At 73.9% G+C, this 15,236-nt stretch carries 13 protein-coding genes; all 13 read right to left on the bottom strand.

What is annotated here, in order from left to right; genetic code table 11:
- Positions 1-230: 230 nt before the first annotated feature.
- The 13 genes from tyrS to ABD979_RS16545 all read right to left on the bottom strand — a co-directional run bounded on the left by tyrS (position 231) and on the right by ABD979_RS16545 (position 15,236).
- Positions 231-1,490: a tyrosine--tRNA ligase gene (gene tyrS, locus ABD979_RS16605; RefSeq protein WP_345508612.1), complete on the bottom strand. Its 1,260-nt coding sequence runs from the start codon at positions 1,488-1,490 to the stop codon at positions 231-233.
- 153 nt (positions 1,491-1,643) lie between these two features.
- The gene (locus ABD979_RS16600; protein ID WP_345508611.1) at positions 1,644-2,249 is read right to left on the bottom strand and encodes a DNA-3-methyladenine glycosylase; all 606 of its coding nucleotides are present in this window, start codon (positions 2,247-2,249) and stop codon (positions 1,644-1,646) included.
- Complete coding sequence (locus ABD979_RS16595; protein WP_345508610.1) at positions 2,246-2,884, bottom strand: DNA-3-methyladenine glycosylase; 639 nt, start codon at positions 2,882-2,884, stop codon at positions 2,246-2,248. Before ABD979_RS16595 ends, ABD979_RS16600 begins: the two co-directional genes overlap by 4 nt.
- A gap of 22 nt (positions 2,885-2,906) precedes the next feature.
- Complete coding sequence (gene argH / locus ABD979_RS16590; RefSeq protein WP_345508609.1) at positions 2,907-4,388, bottom strand: argininosuccinate lyase; 1,482 nt, start codon at positions 4,386-4,388, stop codon at positions 2,907-2,909.
- Between the two features lie 35 nt (positions 4,389-4,423).
- Complete coding sequence (gene argR, locus ABD979_RS16585; RefSeq protein ID WP_345508608.1) at positions 4,424-4,909, bottom strand: arginine repressor; 486 nt, start codon at positions 4,907-4,909, stop codon at positions 4,424-4,426.
- Positions 4,906-6,102 carry an acetylornithine transaminase gene (locus ABD979_RS16580; RefSeq protein ID WP_345508607.1) on the bottom strand — a complete coding sequence of 399 codons (1,197 nt, stop codon included), beginning with the start codon at positions 6,100-6,102 and terminating at the stop codon, positions 4,906-4,908. The genes argR and ABD979_RS16580 overlap by 4 nt, the downstream gene beginning before the upstream one ends.
- On the bottom strand, positions 6,099-7,103 hold the full coding sequence (gene argB, locus ABD979_RS16575; RefSeq protein WP_345508606.1) for an acetylglutamate kinase: 1,005 nt from the start codon (positions 7,101-7,103) through the stop codon (positions 6,099-6,101). Before argB ends, ABD979_RS16580 begins: the two co-directional genes overlap by 4 nt.
- Positions 7,100-8,308: a bifunctional glutamate N-acetyltransferase/amino-acid acetyltransferase ArgJ gene (gene argJ, locus ABD979_RS16570; RefSeq protein WP_345508605.1), complete on the bottom strand. Its 1,209-nt coding sequence runs from the start codon at positions 8,306-8,308 to the stop codon at positions 7,100-7,102. Before argJ ends, argB begins: the two co-directional genes overlap by 4 nt.
- On the bottom strand, positions 8,305-9,351 hold the full coding sequence (argC, locus tag ABD979_RS16565; RefSeq protein WP_425584000.1) for an N-acetyl-gamma-glutamyl-phosphate reductase: 1,047 nt from the start codon (positions 9,349-9,351) through the stop codon (positions 8,305-8,307). Before argC ends, argJ begins: the two co-directional genes overlap by 4 nt.
- Before the next feature lie 39 nt (positions 9,352-9,390).
- The gene (gene pheT / locus ABD979_RS16560) at positions 9,391-11,949 is read right to left on the bottom strand and encodes a phenylalanine--tRNA ligase subunit beta (protein ID WP_345508603.1); all 2,559 of its coding nucleotides are present in this window, start codon (positions 11,947-11,949) and stop codon (positions 9,391-9,393) included.
- A 1-nt stretch (position 11,950) separates the two neighbouring features.
- Positions 11,951-13,051, bottom strand: coding sequence for a phenylalanine--tRNA ligase subunit alpha (pheS, locus tag ABD979_RS16555; protein ID WP_345508602.1), 1,101 nt, complete (start codon positions 13,049-13,051; stop codon positions 11,951-11,953).
- Between the two features lie 147 nt (positions 13,052-13,198).
- Positions 13,199-14,389, bottom strand: coding sequence for a sensor histidine kinase (locus ABD979_RS16550; protein WP_345508601.1), 1,191 nt, complete (start codon positions 14,387-14,389; stop codon positions 13,199-13,201).
- A gap of 37 nt (positions 14,390-14,426) precedes the next feature.
- A complete protein-coding gene (locus ABD979_RS16545; protein WP_345508600.1) occupies positions 14,427-15,236 on the bottom strand; it encodes a TrmH family RNA methyltransferase in 810 nt (269 codons plus the stop codon).

Here is a 15,236-nt window from a genome sequence, read left to right as displayed (position 1 = left end):
TCGACCCGCTTGGATCAGCAGGCCCATCCACGCCAGCCCCGGGACCGGCCAACTTCGCTCACGAGAAACCCGATCGCGGTGGCGTCCGTTCCGCCCTGTCGGGCTGACGAAGAGAACATTACATGGGCTCCCGGAGGACGCCAAATCCGTGCGGCCGCGGAGCTCCCCCGGATGCACGAAGGGGCGGATCCCGTTGTAGGACAACGGGATCCGCCCCTCACGGGCGTGCGTCAGGCTCGTCGGGCCGCCGCGAGGTTGCGTCGGCCACGCTTGAGCAGGGCGACCTCCCCGTGCAGGAAGTCGCTCTCCACGAGCACGAGGTCGGGGTCGGTCACCTTGACGTTGTTGAGCGACGCCCCTCCCTCGCTGATCGCCCGCCGGGCGGCGTTGCGCGAGTCGACCAGTCCCCCGGCCACGAGGGCGTCGACGAAGGCCGACCCCACGGCGACGTCGGCGCCCGGCAGCGCCGAGGTGGCGTCACGCAGGGTGCCGGCGTCGAGCGAGGCGAGGTCTCCCTTGCCGAACAGCGCCTCCGAGGCGTCCTGCACCGCCCGCGTCGCTTCGGCTCCGTGCACGAGCGTCGTCACGTCCGCGGCGAGCGCCTTCTGCCCGGCCCGCCGGAACGGCTCCTCCGCCGTCTGCCGCTCGAGCTCGACGATCTCCTCACGGGAGCGGTCCGAGAGCGCCTTGAGCATCTGGACCACCGAGGCGTCCTCGACGTTGAGGAAGTACTGGTAGAAGGCATACGGGCTCGTCATGTCGGCGCTCAGCCAGACGGCGTTGCCCTCGGACTTGCCGAACTTGCGCCCGGTCGAGTCGACGAGCAGCGGGGTCGCGAGCGCGTGCACCGACCGCCCCTCCACACGGTGCACGAGGTCGACGCCGGCGGTGATGTTGCCCCACTGGTCGCTCCCGCCGATCTGGAGGGTGCACCCGCGGCTGCGGTGCAGCTCGAGGTAGTCGAGCGCCTGGAGCATCTGGTAGCTGAACTCGGTGTAGGAGATGCCCTGGTCGCTCTCGAGCCGGCGGGCGACCGCCTCCTTGCGGATCATCTGGTTGACGCGGAAGTGGCGTCCGACGTCACGCAGGAAGTCGATCGCGCTCATCGGCGCGGTCCAGTCGAGGTTGTTGACGAGGGTTGCGGGGTTCTCGCCCTCGAAGTCGAGCAGCGGACCGACGAGCTGCTGGATGCGCGCGACCGCGGCCGCGATCGTGTCCTTGTCCTGCAGCACCCGTTCCGAGTCCGGCTTCGGGTCGCCGATGAGCCCGGTCGAGCCGCCGACGAGGCAGATGACCCGGTGGCCGGCCGCCTGCATGCGCCGCATCACCGACAGCTGCACGAAGTTGCCGAAGTGCAGGGAGGGAGCGCTGGGGTCGAACCCGCAATACAGCGTGAGCGGCCCGTCGGCGAGTGCCTCGCGCAGCGCCGCCTCGTCGGTGGTCTGAGCCACCAGGCCGCGCCACTGCAGCTCGTCGAAGATGTCCGTCACGGGTATCGGTGTCCTCTCTGTCGGCCGGGCTCCCTGCCCAGCGAGGCCCAGCCTGCCGTATGCCGGCTCGCGCGGGCCACCGGGTACCGCGCGGTCCCGCATGCCGGGCGGTCTCCAGCGCTCGTCGGCCGCTCTTCGGCGAGCGGCCCGTCTCTACCGGCGGGCTGCCGCTGGGCGGTAGGCGGACACCGTCGGCTCCCCCTCGAGCCAGAACCGCCAGGGGTAGGCCTCGCCGTCGCCGCCCGGACCGCGCACCCCGACACGGGGGCCGGTGCGGACCGGCCCGCGGACCGACGCCCCCGCTCCGCCGAGGTGCACCGGTGCACCGGGCGCGCAGAGGTCGGCGCCCGAGAGCTCGCCCGTGACGCCCAGGGCCTGCGTCAACCGTCCCGGCCCGCGGCACCAGTCGCGCTCACGCACGCCGGCCCGGCGGACGGCCACGGTGTCGTGGCCCAGCTCGACCTCGCCAGCACGGAGGAGCACGACCTCCGGCACGTCCTCCTCCCCCGTCACGACGCAGAGCATCCAGTGGTGGCCGTAGGTGAAGTAGACGAAGGCGTGCCCGGCCGGGCCGAAGACCGGGGCGTTGTGCCGGGTGGGCCGGCTCAGCACCCGCGAGGCGGGGTCGGTGAGACCGGCATACGCCTCCGTCTCGGTGACACGCACCCGGACGCCGCCGACCTGCACCCGCGCACCGAGCAGGTCGCGGGCGACGTCGAGCACCGGGCGGGCGAAGAACGGGCGCCCCAGCGGGGTCACGGGCGCCGCTTCCGCACGACCCCCGGCCGGTAGTCCGACACGTGGGTGTCGCCGTCGATCCAGTAGCGCCACGGGAAGGCGTCGCCGTCGCCGCCCGGGCCGCTGACCCCGACGCGCGGGCCCGTGCGGACCCGGCCGCCGGCGACCGGATCGCCCTCGGACACGACGAGGTCGATCGGCTCCCCCACCGGAGGTCGGCAGAAGTCGCGGCCGGTGTGCTCCTTCGTCATCGCGAGCGCCTGACCCAGCCGGCCCGGTCCGCGCGCCCAGTCCCGCTCGCGCACCGGCCCGCGACGGGACCGGACGCGGTCCTGGCCCGCAAGCACCTCACCAGCGCGCACGAGCACGGCGGAGGCCGAGCCCACCTCGCCGACGACGAGGTTGACGCACCAGTGGTGGCCGTAGGTGAAGTAGACGTAGGTGAAGCCGGGCGCGCCGAACATCGGCCGGGTGCGCGGCGTCTCGCCACGGAAGGCGTGCGACCCGGGGTCGGCCTCGCCGGCATAGGCCTCGAGCTCGGTCAGTCGCAGCGTGACCCCACCGAAGGAGAGGTGCCGGCCGAGCAGCGCGGGAGCCACCTCCACGGACGGGCGCGCGAAGAACTCGCGGGGCAGGCGCGTGTCGTCGGTGGTCACCGACGACACGCTAACCGCTGCCTCAGAGGCCGGCCGCGGTCCACTCCCGGGCCGTGCCGAGCCGGGTGCGCGCCGCACCGAGCTGCTCGGCGACGCGCACCGGAGCGGTGCCGCCGACGGCGTCGCGCGACGCGAGCGAGCCCGGGACCGACAGGACCGAGCGCACGTCAGGCGTCAGGTGCTCGCTGATCCGCGCGAAGTCCTCGTCGGTGAGGTCCCACAGCTCGATGCCGCGCGGCTCGCACTCGCGCACGCAGGCGCCTGCCACCTCGTGCGCGACCCGGAACGGAACCCCTTGGCGCACCAGCCATTCCGCGATGTCGGTGGCGAGCGCGAAACCCTGAGGGGCCAGCGACTCGAGGCGCTCGGTGTTGAAGGTCAGCGTGTCGACCATGCCCGAGAAGGCCGGCAGCAGCACCTCGAGGGTGTCGACCGCGTCGAACACCGGCTCCTTGTCCTCCTGGAGGTCGCGGTTGTAGGCGAGCGGCAGCGCCTTGAGCGTGGTGAGCAGGCCGGCGAGGTCACCGACGAGACGGCCGGCCTTGCCGCGCGCCAGCTCGGCGACGTCGGGGTTCTTCTTCTGCGGCATGATGCTCGAGCCGGTGGAGTAGGCGTCGTGCAGCGTGACGAACGAGAACTCCTTGGTCGCCCACAGCACCACCTCCTCCGCGATGCGCGAGATGTCGACCGCGGCCATGGCGCAGACGAACGAGAACTCGGCGACGAAGTCGCGCGACGCGGTGCCGTCGATCGAGTTCTCCACGGCCCGTGCGAAGCCGAGGTCGCGCGCCACGGCCTCGGGGTCGAGGCCGAGCGACGAGCCCGCCAGGGCGCCCGAGCCGTAGGGCGACGCGTCGGTGCGCGCGTCCCAGTCGCGCAGGCGGTCGACGTCGCGCAGCAGGGCCCAGGCGTGCGCGAGCAGGTGGTGCGAGAGCAGTACCGGCTGGGCGTGCTGCAGGTGCGTGCGGCCGGGCATCGCGACACCGAGGTGCCGGTCCGCCTGGGCCACCAGGGCGTCCACGACGTCGAGGAGCAGGCCGCCGACGACGCGAGCGTGCTCGCGCAGGTACATCCGGAAGAGCGTGGCCACCTGGTCGTTGCGCGAGCGACCGGCTCGCAGTCGTCCGCCCAGGTCGGTGCCGACGCGCTCGATGAGGCCGCGCTCGAGCGCCGTGTGCACGTCCTCGTCGTCCTCGGCGGGCCCGAATGCGCCGGAGACGACGTCGGCCTCGAGGCGGTCGAGACCCTCGAGCATCCCGTCGAGGTGCTCCTGCGACAGCAGGCCGGCGGCGTGCAGCACCCGGGCGTGTGCGCGGGAGCCCGCGATGTCGTGCGGTGCGAGGCGCCAGTCGAAGTGGGTGCTCTTCGACAGCGCCGCGAGGGCCTGGTCGGGCCCACCCGCGAAGCGGCCACCCCACAGGCTGACCCGAGCCGCTCCGGAGGCCTGGGCTGCCGCGGCGCCCTCGGTGGTGTCGGTGCCGCCGGTCGGCGTGGGTTCGGTCATGGGGTGGTCTCCTCGTGCTGCACAGGGTGGGTGGTTCAGTCTCGCGCGCCGGCGAGCGCCTGGAGCCGGTCGGCCACGGCGGTGGCGGCCTCGCTGCTGCCGGTGACGAGCAGGATCGTGTCGTCGCCGGCGATGGTGCCGACGACGCCGGGGTCGCGCATGTGGTCGATGGCCGAGGCGAGGTAGTTGGCCGCGCCGGGCGGTGTGCGGAGCACGACGAGGTTGACCGCGGGCGTCGCCGAGACGAGCAGCTCCTCGCAGGTGCGGCGCAGCCGCGCCGACGCCGAGTCGCCGATCGACCCCACGGCCGCCACCTCGCCGCCCTCGCCGGGCACGGCATAGACGAGCGCGCGGCCTCGGCGCACCTTGACGGCCCCGAGCTCGACGAGGTCGCGCGACAGGGTGGCCTGGGTGACCTCGGTGCCCTCGGCGCCGAGCAGGTCGGAGAGCTCGCCCTGGCTGTGCACCTCGTGCGCGCCGAGGAGCTCGACGATGCGGCGCTGGCGCTGCGTGCGGCTCACGACGGCTGCCCGTCCGTCGCGCGCCGGGCGGCCTCGATGATCGCGGGCAGCGCATCGAGGAAGCCCTGCAGCTCGGTGGCGGTCAGGACGAGCGGCGGGGTGAGCCGAAGGGCCGTCGGGGTGACGGCGTTGACGACGAAGCCGGCGTCGCGAGCGGCGACCATGACGGCGGCGGACGGCACGCCGTCGAGCTCGATGGCCCGCATCAGCCCCCGTCCGCGCGTGCCCGCCACCCCGTCGACGCGCACGTCGTCCAGCAGCGCGCCGACCTCCACCGCGTGGGCCAGCAGGTGGTCGTGCTCGATCGTGTCGAGCACGGCGAGACCGGCCGCGCAGGCGAGCGGGTTGCCGCCGAACGTCGTGCCGTGCTGACCGGCCGCGAGCAGTCCCGTCACGGCGCTGCCGAAGGTGACGAGCGCCCCCACGGGCACCCCGCCGCCGAGGCCCTTCGCGAGGGTCATCGCGTCGGGCACGATGCCGGAGGCCTGGTGGGCGAACCAGTCGCCCGTGCGGCCGATGCCGGTCTGGATCTCGTCGACGACGAGGAGGGCGCCGTGCGCGCTCGTCAGCTCGCGGGCGAGGCGGAGGTAGTCGGCCGACAGCTCGCGCACGCCGGCCTCGCCCTGGATCGGCTCGACGAAGAGCGCTGCGGTCGTGTCGTCGACCGCGGCGCGCAGCGCGTCGGCGTCGTTCGGCGGCACGAAGACGACGCCGGGGATGAGCGGCTCGAACGGCTCGCGGTAGGCGGGCTTGTGGGTCAGCGCGAGGGCACCCGTCGAGCGGCCGTGGAAGGAGCCCTCGAGGGCGACGATGCGGCTGCGGCCGGTGCGCCGGGTCAGCTTGACGGCCGCCTCGGTGGCCTCGGTGCCGGAGTTGGCGAAGAAGACCCCCGAGCCCGCCGGGGCGCCGGCGACCTCGAGCAGCCGCTCGGCGAGCGCGATGGCCGGCTCGGACGTGAAGAAGTTCGAGATGTGGATCGCCGACTCGGCCTGCTTCGCGACGGCCTGCACGAGGGCCGGGTGCGCGTGGCCGAGGGCGTTGACGGCGATGCCGGCGAGCAGGTCGAGGTAGCGCTTGCCGTCGACGTCGGTGACCCAGCAGCCCTCTCCCGAGGCGAGGACGAGCTGCGGCGAGCCAAAGACCTGCACCATGGCGCCGGCGTAGCGGCGCAGCAGCGCGTCGCCCGTCGTCACGAGGTCTCCTCGGTGGCGGCAGCCGCCGACCCCGGCACCGGTGCGGGCTCCGAGCCGGTGATGTCGGGCAGCACCATGGTGCCGATCCCCTCGTCGGTGAAGATCTCCAGCAGGATCGAGTGCGGCTTGCGCCCGTCGACGACGTGGGTCTGCGGCACGCCGCCGTCGACGGCGCGGATGCACGCCTCGAGCTTGGGCACCATGCCGTGGTCGACGCGCGTCAGCAGCTCCCGGGCCGCGCTCACGGTGATGGTCGAGAGCAGCGAGCCCCGGTCGGGCCAGTCGGCGTAGATGCCCTCGACGTCGGTGAGCACGACGAGCTTCTCGGCGCCGAGGGCGACGGCGATCGCCGCGGCGGCCGTGTCGGCGTTGACGTTGAGCACCTGGCCCTCGACGTCGAGGTCGGGGGCGACGGTGCTGACGACCGGCACCCGGCCCGCGTCGAGGATGTCGAGGATCGCCGAGGGGTTGACGCTCTCGACGTCGCCGACGAGCCCGAGGTCGACCTGCTCACCCTCGATGACGGCGCCGCGGCGGCGCGCCCCGAGCAGGGCGGCGTCCTCGCCGGAGAGCCCGACGGCGATGGGTCCGTGCTGGTTGAGCAGACCGACGAGCTCACGCCCGACCTGGCCCGTCAGCACCATCCGCACGACGTCCATCACCTCGGGCGTCGTGACCCGCAGGCCCCCCTTGAACTCGCTCTCGAGCCCGACGCGCTCGAGCATCGCCTTGATCTGGGGCCCGCCGCCGTGCACGACGACGGGGCGCAGGCCGGCATACCGGAGGAAGGCGACGTCCTCGGCGAAGGCGGCCTTGAGCTCGTCGTCGACCATGGCGTTGCCGCCGTACTTGACGACGACGAGGGCGCCGCGGAAGCGCTCGAGCCACGGCAGCGCCTCGACGAGGGTCGACGCCTTGCCGGCGGCGACGCGGATCGCCGCGGCATCGATGAGCCCGCGCACGTCGACGGACGGACGGGTGGGCGAGGTGGGCTGCGTCATGTGCTGTAGGCCGAGTTCTCGTGGACGTAGTCGTGGGTCAGGTCGTTGGTCCACACGGTGGCGCTCGCGCCGCCGGCGTGGAGGTCGATGAGCACGTGCACCTCGCGTGGCGCGAGGTCGACGAGCGAGCGGTCCTCGCCGACGCCTCCCGCGCGGCACACCTGCACCCCGTTCATCGCGACGTCGAGCGTCGTGGGGTCGAAGGCCGCCCGCGTCGTGCCGACCGCCGCGAGCACCCGGCCCCAGTTGGGGTCGTTGCCGAAGACGGCGCACTTGAAGAGGTTGTTGCGGGCGACGGCCCGTGCCACCTCGAGCGCGTCGTCGACGGAGGCGGCACCGACGACCTCGATGGCGATGTCGTGCGCCGCGCCCTCGGCGTCGCCGATGAGCTGGCGCGCGAGGTCGGCGCACACGGCGGTCAGGGCCGTCGTCAGGGTGCCCGCGTCGACGGGGACGCCGGAGGCGCCCGAGGCGAGGGCGACGACGGTGTCGTTCGTCGACATGCACGCGTCGGAGTCGATGCGGTCGAAGGAGACCGCCGTCGCCGCGCGGAGGGCGGCGTCGAGGTCGGCCCGGTCGACGACGGCGTCGGTCGTGACGACCACGAGCATCGTCGCGAGCGCCGGGGCGAGCATGCCGGCGCCCTTGGCCATGCCCGCCACCGACCAGCCGTCGCCGTGGTGGTCGGCGACCTTGTGCACCGTGTCGGTCGTCTTGATGGCCACGGCGGCGGCCTCGTGCCCGTCGCGCGAGAGGGCCGTGGCGGCCGCGTCGACGCCGGCGAGGAGCGTGTCCATCGGGAGCAGCTCGCCGATGAGGCCGGTCGAGCAGACGACGACGTCGCCGGCCGAGACGCCGAGCACCTCGGCGACGTGCTCGGCCGTGCGGTGCGTGTCGAGGAAGCCCTGGGCGCCGGTGCAGGCGTTCGCCCCGCCGGAGTTGAGCACGACGGCGTCGACGCGCCCGTCGACGACGACCTGGCGCGACCACGTCACCGGAGCCGCCTCGACGCGGTTCGTCGTGAAGACGGCCGCGGCGTGGTGGTCCGGCCCGTCGTTGACCACGAGCGCGAGGTCGGGGGTGCCGCTCGCCTTGAGGCCGGCGGTGACGCCGGCCGCTCGGAAGCCCGACGGGAGGCGGACGGCCGCAGGGGTGGTCGGGGTGGTGGGAGGCGGGGTGGGAGGGGTGGTGGCGTGGTCACTCACGGTGCGACTCCTGCGACGGGCAGGCCGAGGGTCTCGTCGAGACCGAGGGCGAGGTTGGCGCACTGCACGGCGGCGCCGGCGGTGCCCTTGGTGAGGTTGTCGACGGCGGCCACGACGACGACCCGGCCGAGCCGGTCGTCGACGGCGACCTGCAGCTGCACGTGGTTGCTGCCGGTCACCGCACCGGTCGCGGGCCAGCTGCCCTCGGGGAGCACGTGCACGAAGGCCTCGTCGCCGTATGCCGCCACCCACGCCGCGCGCACGCGCGTCACGTCGGTGCCCGGGCGCAGTCGCGCGGTGCACGTCGCGAGGATGCCGCGGGGCATCGGGGCGAGGGTCGGGGTGAAGGAGACCTGCACGGTCTCCCCCGCGGCGCGCGAGAGGTTCTGCTCGATCTCGGGGGTGTGCCGGTGGCCGCCGCCGACGCCGTAGGGCGACATCGAGCCCATCACCTCGGCGCCGAGCAGGTGCGGCTTGAGCGACTTGCCGGCGCCGGACGTGCCGGACGCCGCCACGACGACGACGTCGTCGGGCTCGAGCAGGCCGGCCGCGAAGCCCGGGGCGAGCGCGAGCGAGACGGCCGTCGGGTAGCAGCCCGGGACGGCGATGCGGGTGGCGCCGGCGAGCCGGTCGCGCTGGCGGGAGCCGGCCCCGGTGGGCAGCTCGGGCATGCCGTAGGGCCACGACCCGGCATACGGCGTGTCGTAGAAGGTCGTCCATGCCTGCGCGGACTCGAGGCGGAAGTCGGCTCCGCAGTCGACGACGACGACGGACTCGGGTAGCTGCCCGGCGAGGGCGGCCGAGTGGCCGTGCGGCAGCGCGAGGAAGACGAGCTCGTGGCCGGACAGCGTCTCGGGCGTCGTCTCGGCGATGACGCGGTCGGCGAGCGGCACGAGGTGCGGGTGGATGCTCCCCAGTCGCTCACCCACCGTGCTGCTCGCCGTGACGGTCCCGACCTCGATCTGCGGATGGGCGAGCAGCAGCCGGAGGATCTCTCCTCCGGCGTAGCCGCTCGCCCCCGCCACTGCTGCCCTGATCACGATGCATGACTATACACGTTCATGCATATTCGTGCATGACGGTCAGCGCTGGACGGCTCCCGTGGCCGCCGCGGCCGCCGCGACGGCGGCGTCGCGGAAGCCGTTGACCTCGTCGGTCGTCAGCGTGCGGTCGGCCGCCCGGAAGGTGAGCCGGTAGGCCAGCGAGCGGTGGCCGGCCTCGACGTGCTCCCCCTCGTAGACGTCGAAGAGCACCACCGACTCGAGCGACTCCCCCGCCCCGGCGCGGAGCGCCGTGGCCACGTCGGCCGCCGCGACGTCCGAGCCCACGAGGAGCGCGATGTCGGTCATGGCCGGCGGGAATGACGAGAACGGCTGCGCCTGAACGGGTTCCGCGCTCGCTGCGATGAGGACGTCGACGTCGAACTCCGCCGCGACGGTGCGCGCCGGCAGGTCGAGCGCCGCGAGCACCTTGGGGTGCAGCTCGCCCGCGTGGCCGACGAGCGTGCCGTCGGCGAGGGTGAGCCGCGCGCAGCGCCCGGGGTGCCACGGCGCGTGACCGGGATCGTTCGCGACGACCAGCTCGACCGCGAGCGCCGTCGCGACGGCCTGCACGGCGGCGACGGCGTCGCTCCAGTCCGCCGCCCGGCCCGGACCCCACCAGCCCGCACGTTCGGCGAGCCCCGTCGCCAGGAGGGCGGCGCGGCGCGGCTGGGCGGGCACGGCGGCATACAGCTGCTCGAGCGTCTCGGCGGACGGGCGCTCGAGGACGCTCGGGATCGGCGCGCGGCCGAGCTCGCCACCGGGACGGAACACGAGGCCGAGCTCGAAGAGCGCGACGTCCTTGTGCCCGCGGGAGACGTTGCGGCGCAAGGCGTCCACGAGGCTCGCGAGGACCGTCGTGCGCAGCAGCGGCCGCTCCTCGTTGAGCGGGTTGGCCACGCGCACCGCGTGGCGGCGGTCGTCGCCGGCCGGCAGCATCAGGTCGTCGGCCAGGCCTTCCGCGACGAACGGGTAGGTGAGCACCTCGGTCAGGCCGGCCCCGGCGAGGGCGTCGGCGACGACCCGGCGCGTCTTCTGCCCGTGCGTCAGGCCCTGGCCCCCGACGGGCGTGGGGGTGACCGAGGGGATGCGGTGGTAGCCGTCGATGCGGGCCACCTCCTCGGCGTAGTCCGGGCCGTCGACGAGGTCGGGCCGCCACGAGGGAGGCGTCACGAGGACGTGCGTCGCGTCCGTGCCGGCACCCGACTCCTCGACCCCGCACCCGAGGTCGCGGAGGATCTCGACGACCCGGTCGCGCGGGTAGTCGACGCCCACGATGCGCCCCGGCTCGGTCACGTCGAGCAGGTACGCCCCGCGCGGGCTCGTGCGGTCGACGTCGGTGACGCCCGGGTCGACGGTGCCACCGCCGTGCTCGACGAGCAGGTCGACGGCCAGCTGCGCCGCCGCTGGGGCCAGCTGCGGGTCGACGCCGCGCTCGAAGCGCTTGGACGCCTCGGTGACGAGCTTGTGCCGTCGCGACGTGCGCGCGACGGAGGTCGGGTCGAAGTGCGCGGCCTCGACGAGCACGTCCGTCGTGGCGTCGTCGACCTCGGAGGACGCGCCGCCCATGACGCCGGCGAGGGCGAGCAGGTGCTCCCCGCCGTCGGTGATGAGCAGGTCGTCGGGCGAGAGCACGCGCTTGACGTCGTCGAGCGTCGTGAGCGACTCGCCCGAGCGGGCCCGGCGCACCACGACCGGGCCGGAGAGCTTGGCGACGTCGAAGGCGTGGAGCGGCTGGCCGACGGCGAGCATGACGTAGTTCGTCACGTCGACGGCGAGCGAGATCGGGCGCATCCCCATCTGCGTGAGCCGCTGCTGCATCCAGCCGGGGCTCGGTCGCGTCGGGTCGATGCCGCGGACGACGCGCGCGACGTAGCGGTCGCAGCCGTCGGCGCCGTCGATCGGGCGCTCGTCGGTCAGGCGCACCGGGAAGCCGGCGTCGTTCGCGGCGGGCACGTCGAGCAGGGCGGGGTCACGGAACCCGCCGGCCGGGCTGCCCTGCGCGTGCCAGTACTCCCGGGCGAGCCCACGGACCGAGAAGCAGTAGCCGCGGTCGGGCGTGACGTTGGCCTCGATCGTCTCCTCGCCGAGGCCGAGCAGCGCGATGGCGTCGTCGCCCGGGGTCAGGGCCGCGGCCGCCTCCGCGCCGAGCAGGCGGGAGAGAACGATGATGCCCTCGTGGTCGGTGCCGAGACCGATCTCGTCCTCGGCGCAGATCATGCCGTTGGACACCCGGCCGTAGGTCTTGCGCGCACTGATGTGGAAGTCCCCCGGCAGCGTCGCCCCGGGCAGCACGACGACGACGAGGTCGCCGACCGCGAAGTTGGTGGCGCCGCAGACGATCTCCTGGTGCTTGCCCTCGGTCAGCATCTGGCCGTTCTGGCCGACGTCGACGACGCAGTAGCGGATCGGCTTGCCGTTCTTCTGGACCTGCTCGTCGAACTCGAGCACGCGACCGACGACGAGCGGGCCGCTGATGTCACCACCGTGGAGGTCCTCCTCCTCGATGCCGACGGCGACGAGCGACGCCGCGACGTCGGCACCGGTGGTGCCGGGGGCGAGGTCGGTGTAGTCCGCGAGCCAGCGCAGTGGCATCCGCATGTCAGACCTCCATCCCGAACTGCTGCGAGAAGCGCACGTCGCCCTCGACCATCTCGTGCATGCCCTGCACGCCGTGACGCAGCATGAGCGCCCTTTCGATGCCGAGCCCGAAGGCGAAGCCGGAGTAGACGTCGGGATCGATGCCGCACGCGCGCAGCACCTTGCGGTTGACCATGCCGGAGCCACCGAGCTCGATCCAGCCGGAGCCGCCGCAGGTGCGGCACTCCCCCGGCGCGGACTCGCCGTGACAGACGAAGCAGACGAAGTCGGTCTCCATCGACGGCTCGGTGAAGGGGAAGTACGAGGCCCGCACGCGGGTGCGGGTCTCCTCGCCGAACATGATCCGCACGAACGCGTCGAGCGCGCCGCGCAGGTGGGCCATCGTCAGGCCCTTGTCGATGGCGAGGCACTCGATCTGGTGGAAGACCGGCGTGTGGGTCGCGTCGAGGTCGTCGGTGCGGAACACCTTGCCCGGGGCCACGACGTAGATCGGCGGCTCCTTCTCGAGCATGGTGCGGATCTGCACCGGGGAGGTCTGCGTGCGCAGCACGAGCCCGGAGTCGACGGGGTCGAGGAAGAAGGTGTCCTGCATCTGGCGCGCAGGGTGGTCGGGGCCGAGGTTGAGCGCGTCGAAGTTGAGCCACTCGCTCTCGAGCTCCGGGCCCTCGGCGACCTCCCAGCCCATGCCGACGAAGGCGTCGGCGAGGCGCTGGGACACGAGCTCGATCGGGTGCCGGGCGCCCGGGGCCCGACGGACCGCGGGCACCGTGACGTCGACCCGCTCCTCGACGAGGATCCGCTCGTCGCGCTCGGCCTCGAGCTCGGCCTGGCGGGCCGCGAGCGCGGCGGACACGCGGCCGCGGGCCTGGCCGACGCGCTTGCCCGCCTCCGCCTTGGCGCTCGGCGGCAGCGCGCCGATCTCGCGGTTGGCGAGGGCGAGCGGGCTCTTCTCGCCGGCGTGCGCGATGCGCGTGGCCTTGAGCTCGTCGAGCGAGGCGGCGGCCGCGACGGCGGCCAGGGCCTCCTGCACGGCGGCGTCGACGTTCGCGGGGTCGAGGGCCGAGACCTCGACCGGGTCGTAGTTCGTGTTGGGTCCGGACATCGGCGTGCGTTCGCTGCTCTCGCTCGGGTTCACGGGTGGGACGGGTCAGACGGTGACGACCCGCCTGCGAGGGGCGGGCGGGTGCGCGGGGTCCAGTCTAGGGGCGCCGCCGCGGCACCCCGTCGGCCGACCGAGGCCTCGGCCCGGTCAGCTCCCGCCCATGACGGCCGGCAGGCCGGCGGGCAGGCGGACGACGAACCGGGCTCCGCCGTTCTCGGCGTCGGTGACGTGCACCGAGCCCCCGTGCGCCTCGACGAGCCCGCGCACGACGTAGAGGCCGAGGCCGGTGCTCGCGTTGGACGGCCCGTGCCAGAACCGGCCGAAGATCTTCTCGCGGTCGGCGACGGGGATCCCCTCACCCTCGTCGTCGACCTCGACGACGACCGACTCGTCGGCCTCGCCCGCGCCGTCGTCCACCCCGTCGCCACGGTCGAGGGTGACGGTCACGGCTCCGGCCCCGTGGAGCAGCCCGTTCTCGATGAGGTTGAAGAAGATCTGCTCGAGCCGGTCGGAGTCGGCCCACATCTCGGGCAGGCCGCGGGCCGTCGCCGCCTCGCCCAGGCGCAGCTGAACGGTGCCGCTCGAGCGGCCGAGCTCGTAGCGCACGACGTGGGTCGTCAGCAGGGCGTGCAGGTCGACGGGCCCGAGCCGGAGGTTGAGGCTGTGGGAGTCGAGGCGGGAGATGTCGAGCAGCTCGGTGATGAGCCGCGTCAGGCGGGTCGCGTCGGCCTCGATCGTCTCGATCATGAGGCGTTTCTGCTCGTCGGTGAAGCGGTCCCAGCGGCGCAGGAGGCTGCTCGTGAATCCGGTCACCGAGGTCAGCGGCGCGCGCAGCTCGTGGGCGACGGTCGAGAGCACCGTCGCCTGGTCGCGCTCGGCACGCTGGCGCGCCTCGGCGTCCCGGAGGCCGAGGAGCACGCGCGCGACGGGCCCGCCGGGCGCGTCGCGCACGTAGCGCGCGGTCACGAGCACGTCGTGGCCCTTCGGCGCGACGAGCAGCTTCTCGCGGTGACCGGTGCGGCTCGTCAGGCCGCCCCACGGGTCGGTGTGCGCCCACCAGTCCCGGCCGTACTTGTCGGTGAGGGGCAGGCCGTCGTCGAGCGGGCGGCCGACGACGTCTGCCTCCTCGCACTCGAGGATGCGCAGCGCCTCGGGGTTGACGAAGCGGATCCGCCGTTCGCCGTCGACCTCGACGAGACCGTCGGGCAGCAGCTCGCCCAGTCCTGCCGCGGCGGAAACCCCGCGCTCCATCCCGGGCCCCACCCCGGGCCCCACCTCGGGCCCCACCTCGGGCTCCGTGCCGGGCGTGGCTGCGCCGGTCGCGTCGACGGAGGTCATGCCTGAGGATACTCACGCCCCACCGGGCGCCGCGCGCTCAGTCGGGCCGGCTCGTGCGACGCGCCTCGGCGGACGCGTAGAGGCAGACCGTCGCTGCCATCGCGAGGTTGAGCGACTCGGCGTGGCCGTGGATCGGCACCCGCACGACGTCGTCGCAGGCGTCGCGGACCTCCGCCGGCAGGCCCCACGCCTCGTTGCCCATGACCCAGGCGTGGCCGCCCGTGAGGTCGGCCTCGTGCAGCAGGGTCGTGCCGGCGCCGTCGGCGGCGAGCAGCCGGATGCCGCGCTCGCGCAGGGCGTCGAGGATCTCGGGCACCGGCGCACCGACGGTGATCGGCAGGTGCCAGAGCGAGCCGACCGTCGAACGGACGACCTTGGCGTTGTAGACGTCGACGCTGGCGTCGCTGACGACGACCGCGTCGGCGCCGGCGGCGTCGGCGCCGCGGATGACGGTGCCGGCGTTGCCGGGGTCGCGCACGTTCGTCAGCACGCAGACGAGGGCGTCCGCCGGCAGGCCGGCGAGCACGACCTCCAGCGGCAGGTCCAGGGTGCGGCACACGGCCGCGACACCCTGGGGCGACTCGGTGTCGCACATCGCGGCGAGCACCTCGGGGCTCACCTCGTGCACGTGGACGGCCGCCGCGCGGGCGGCCTCGACGATGGCCGGGTGCCGCTCGGCGGCCTCCGGCGTGACGTAGACGTCCCGCACGAGCTCGGGCCGGAACGCGACGGCCTCGCGCACCGCCTGCGGCCCCTCCGCGAGGAACTCGCCGGTGCGGGAACGCACCGAGCGCCGGGACAGCGCCCGCACCGCCTTGACCCGATCAGATCGGGTGTTGGTCAGCAA

Source organism: Terrabacter aeriphilus (assembly GCF_039542985.1).
GTDB lineage: Bacteria > Actinomycetota > Actinomycetes > Actinomycetales > Dermatophilaceae > Terrabacter > Terrabacter aeriphilus.
This window is presented reverse-complemented; position numbering and strand designations above follow the sequence as displayed.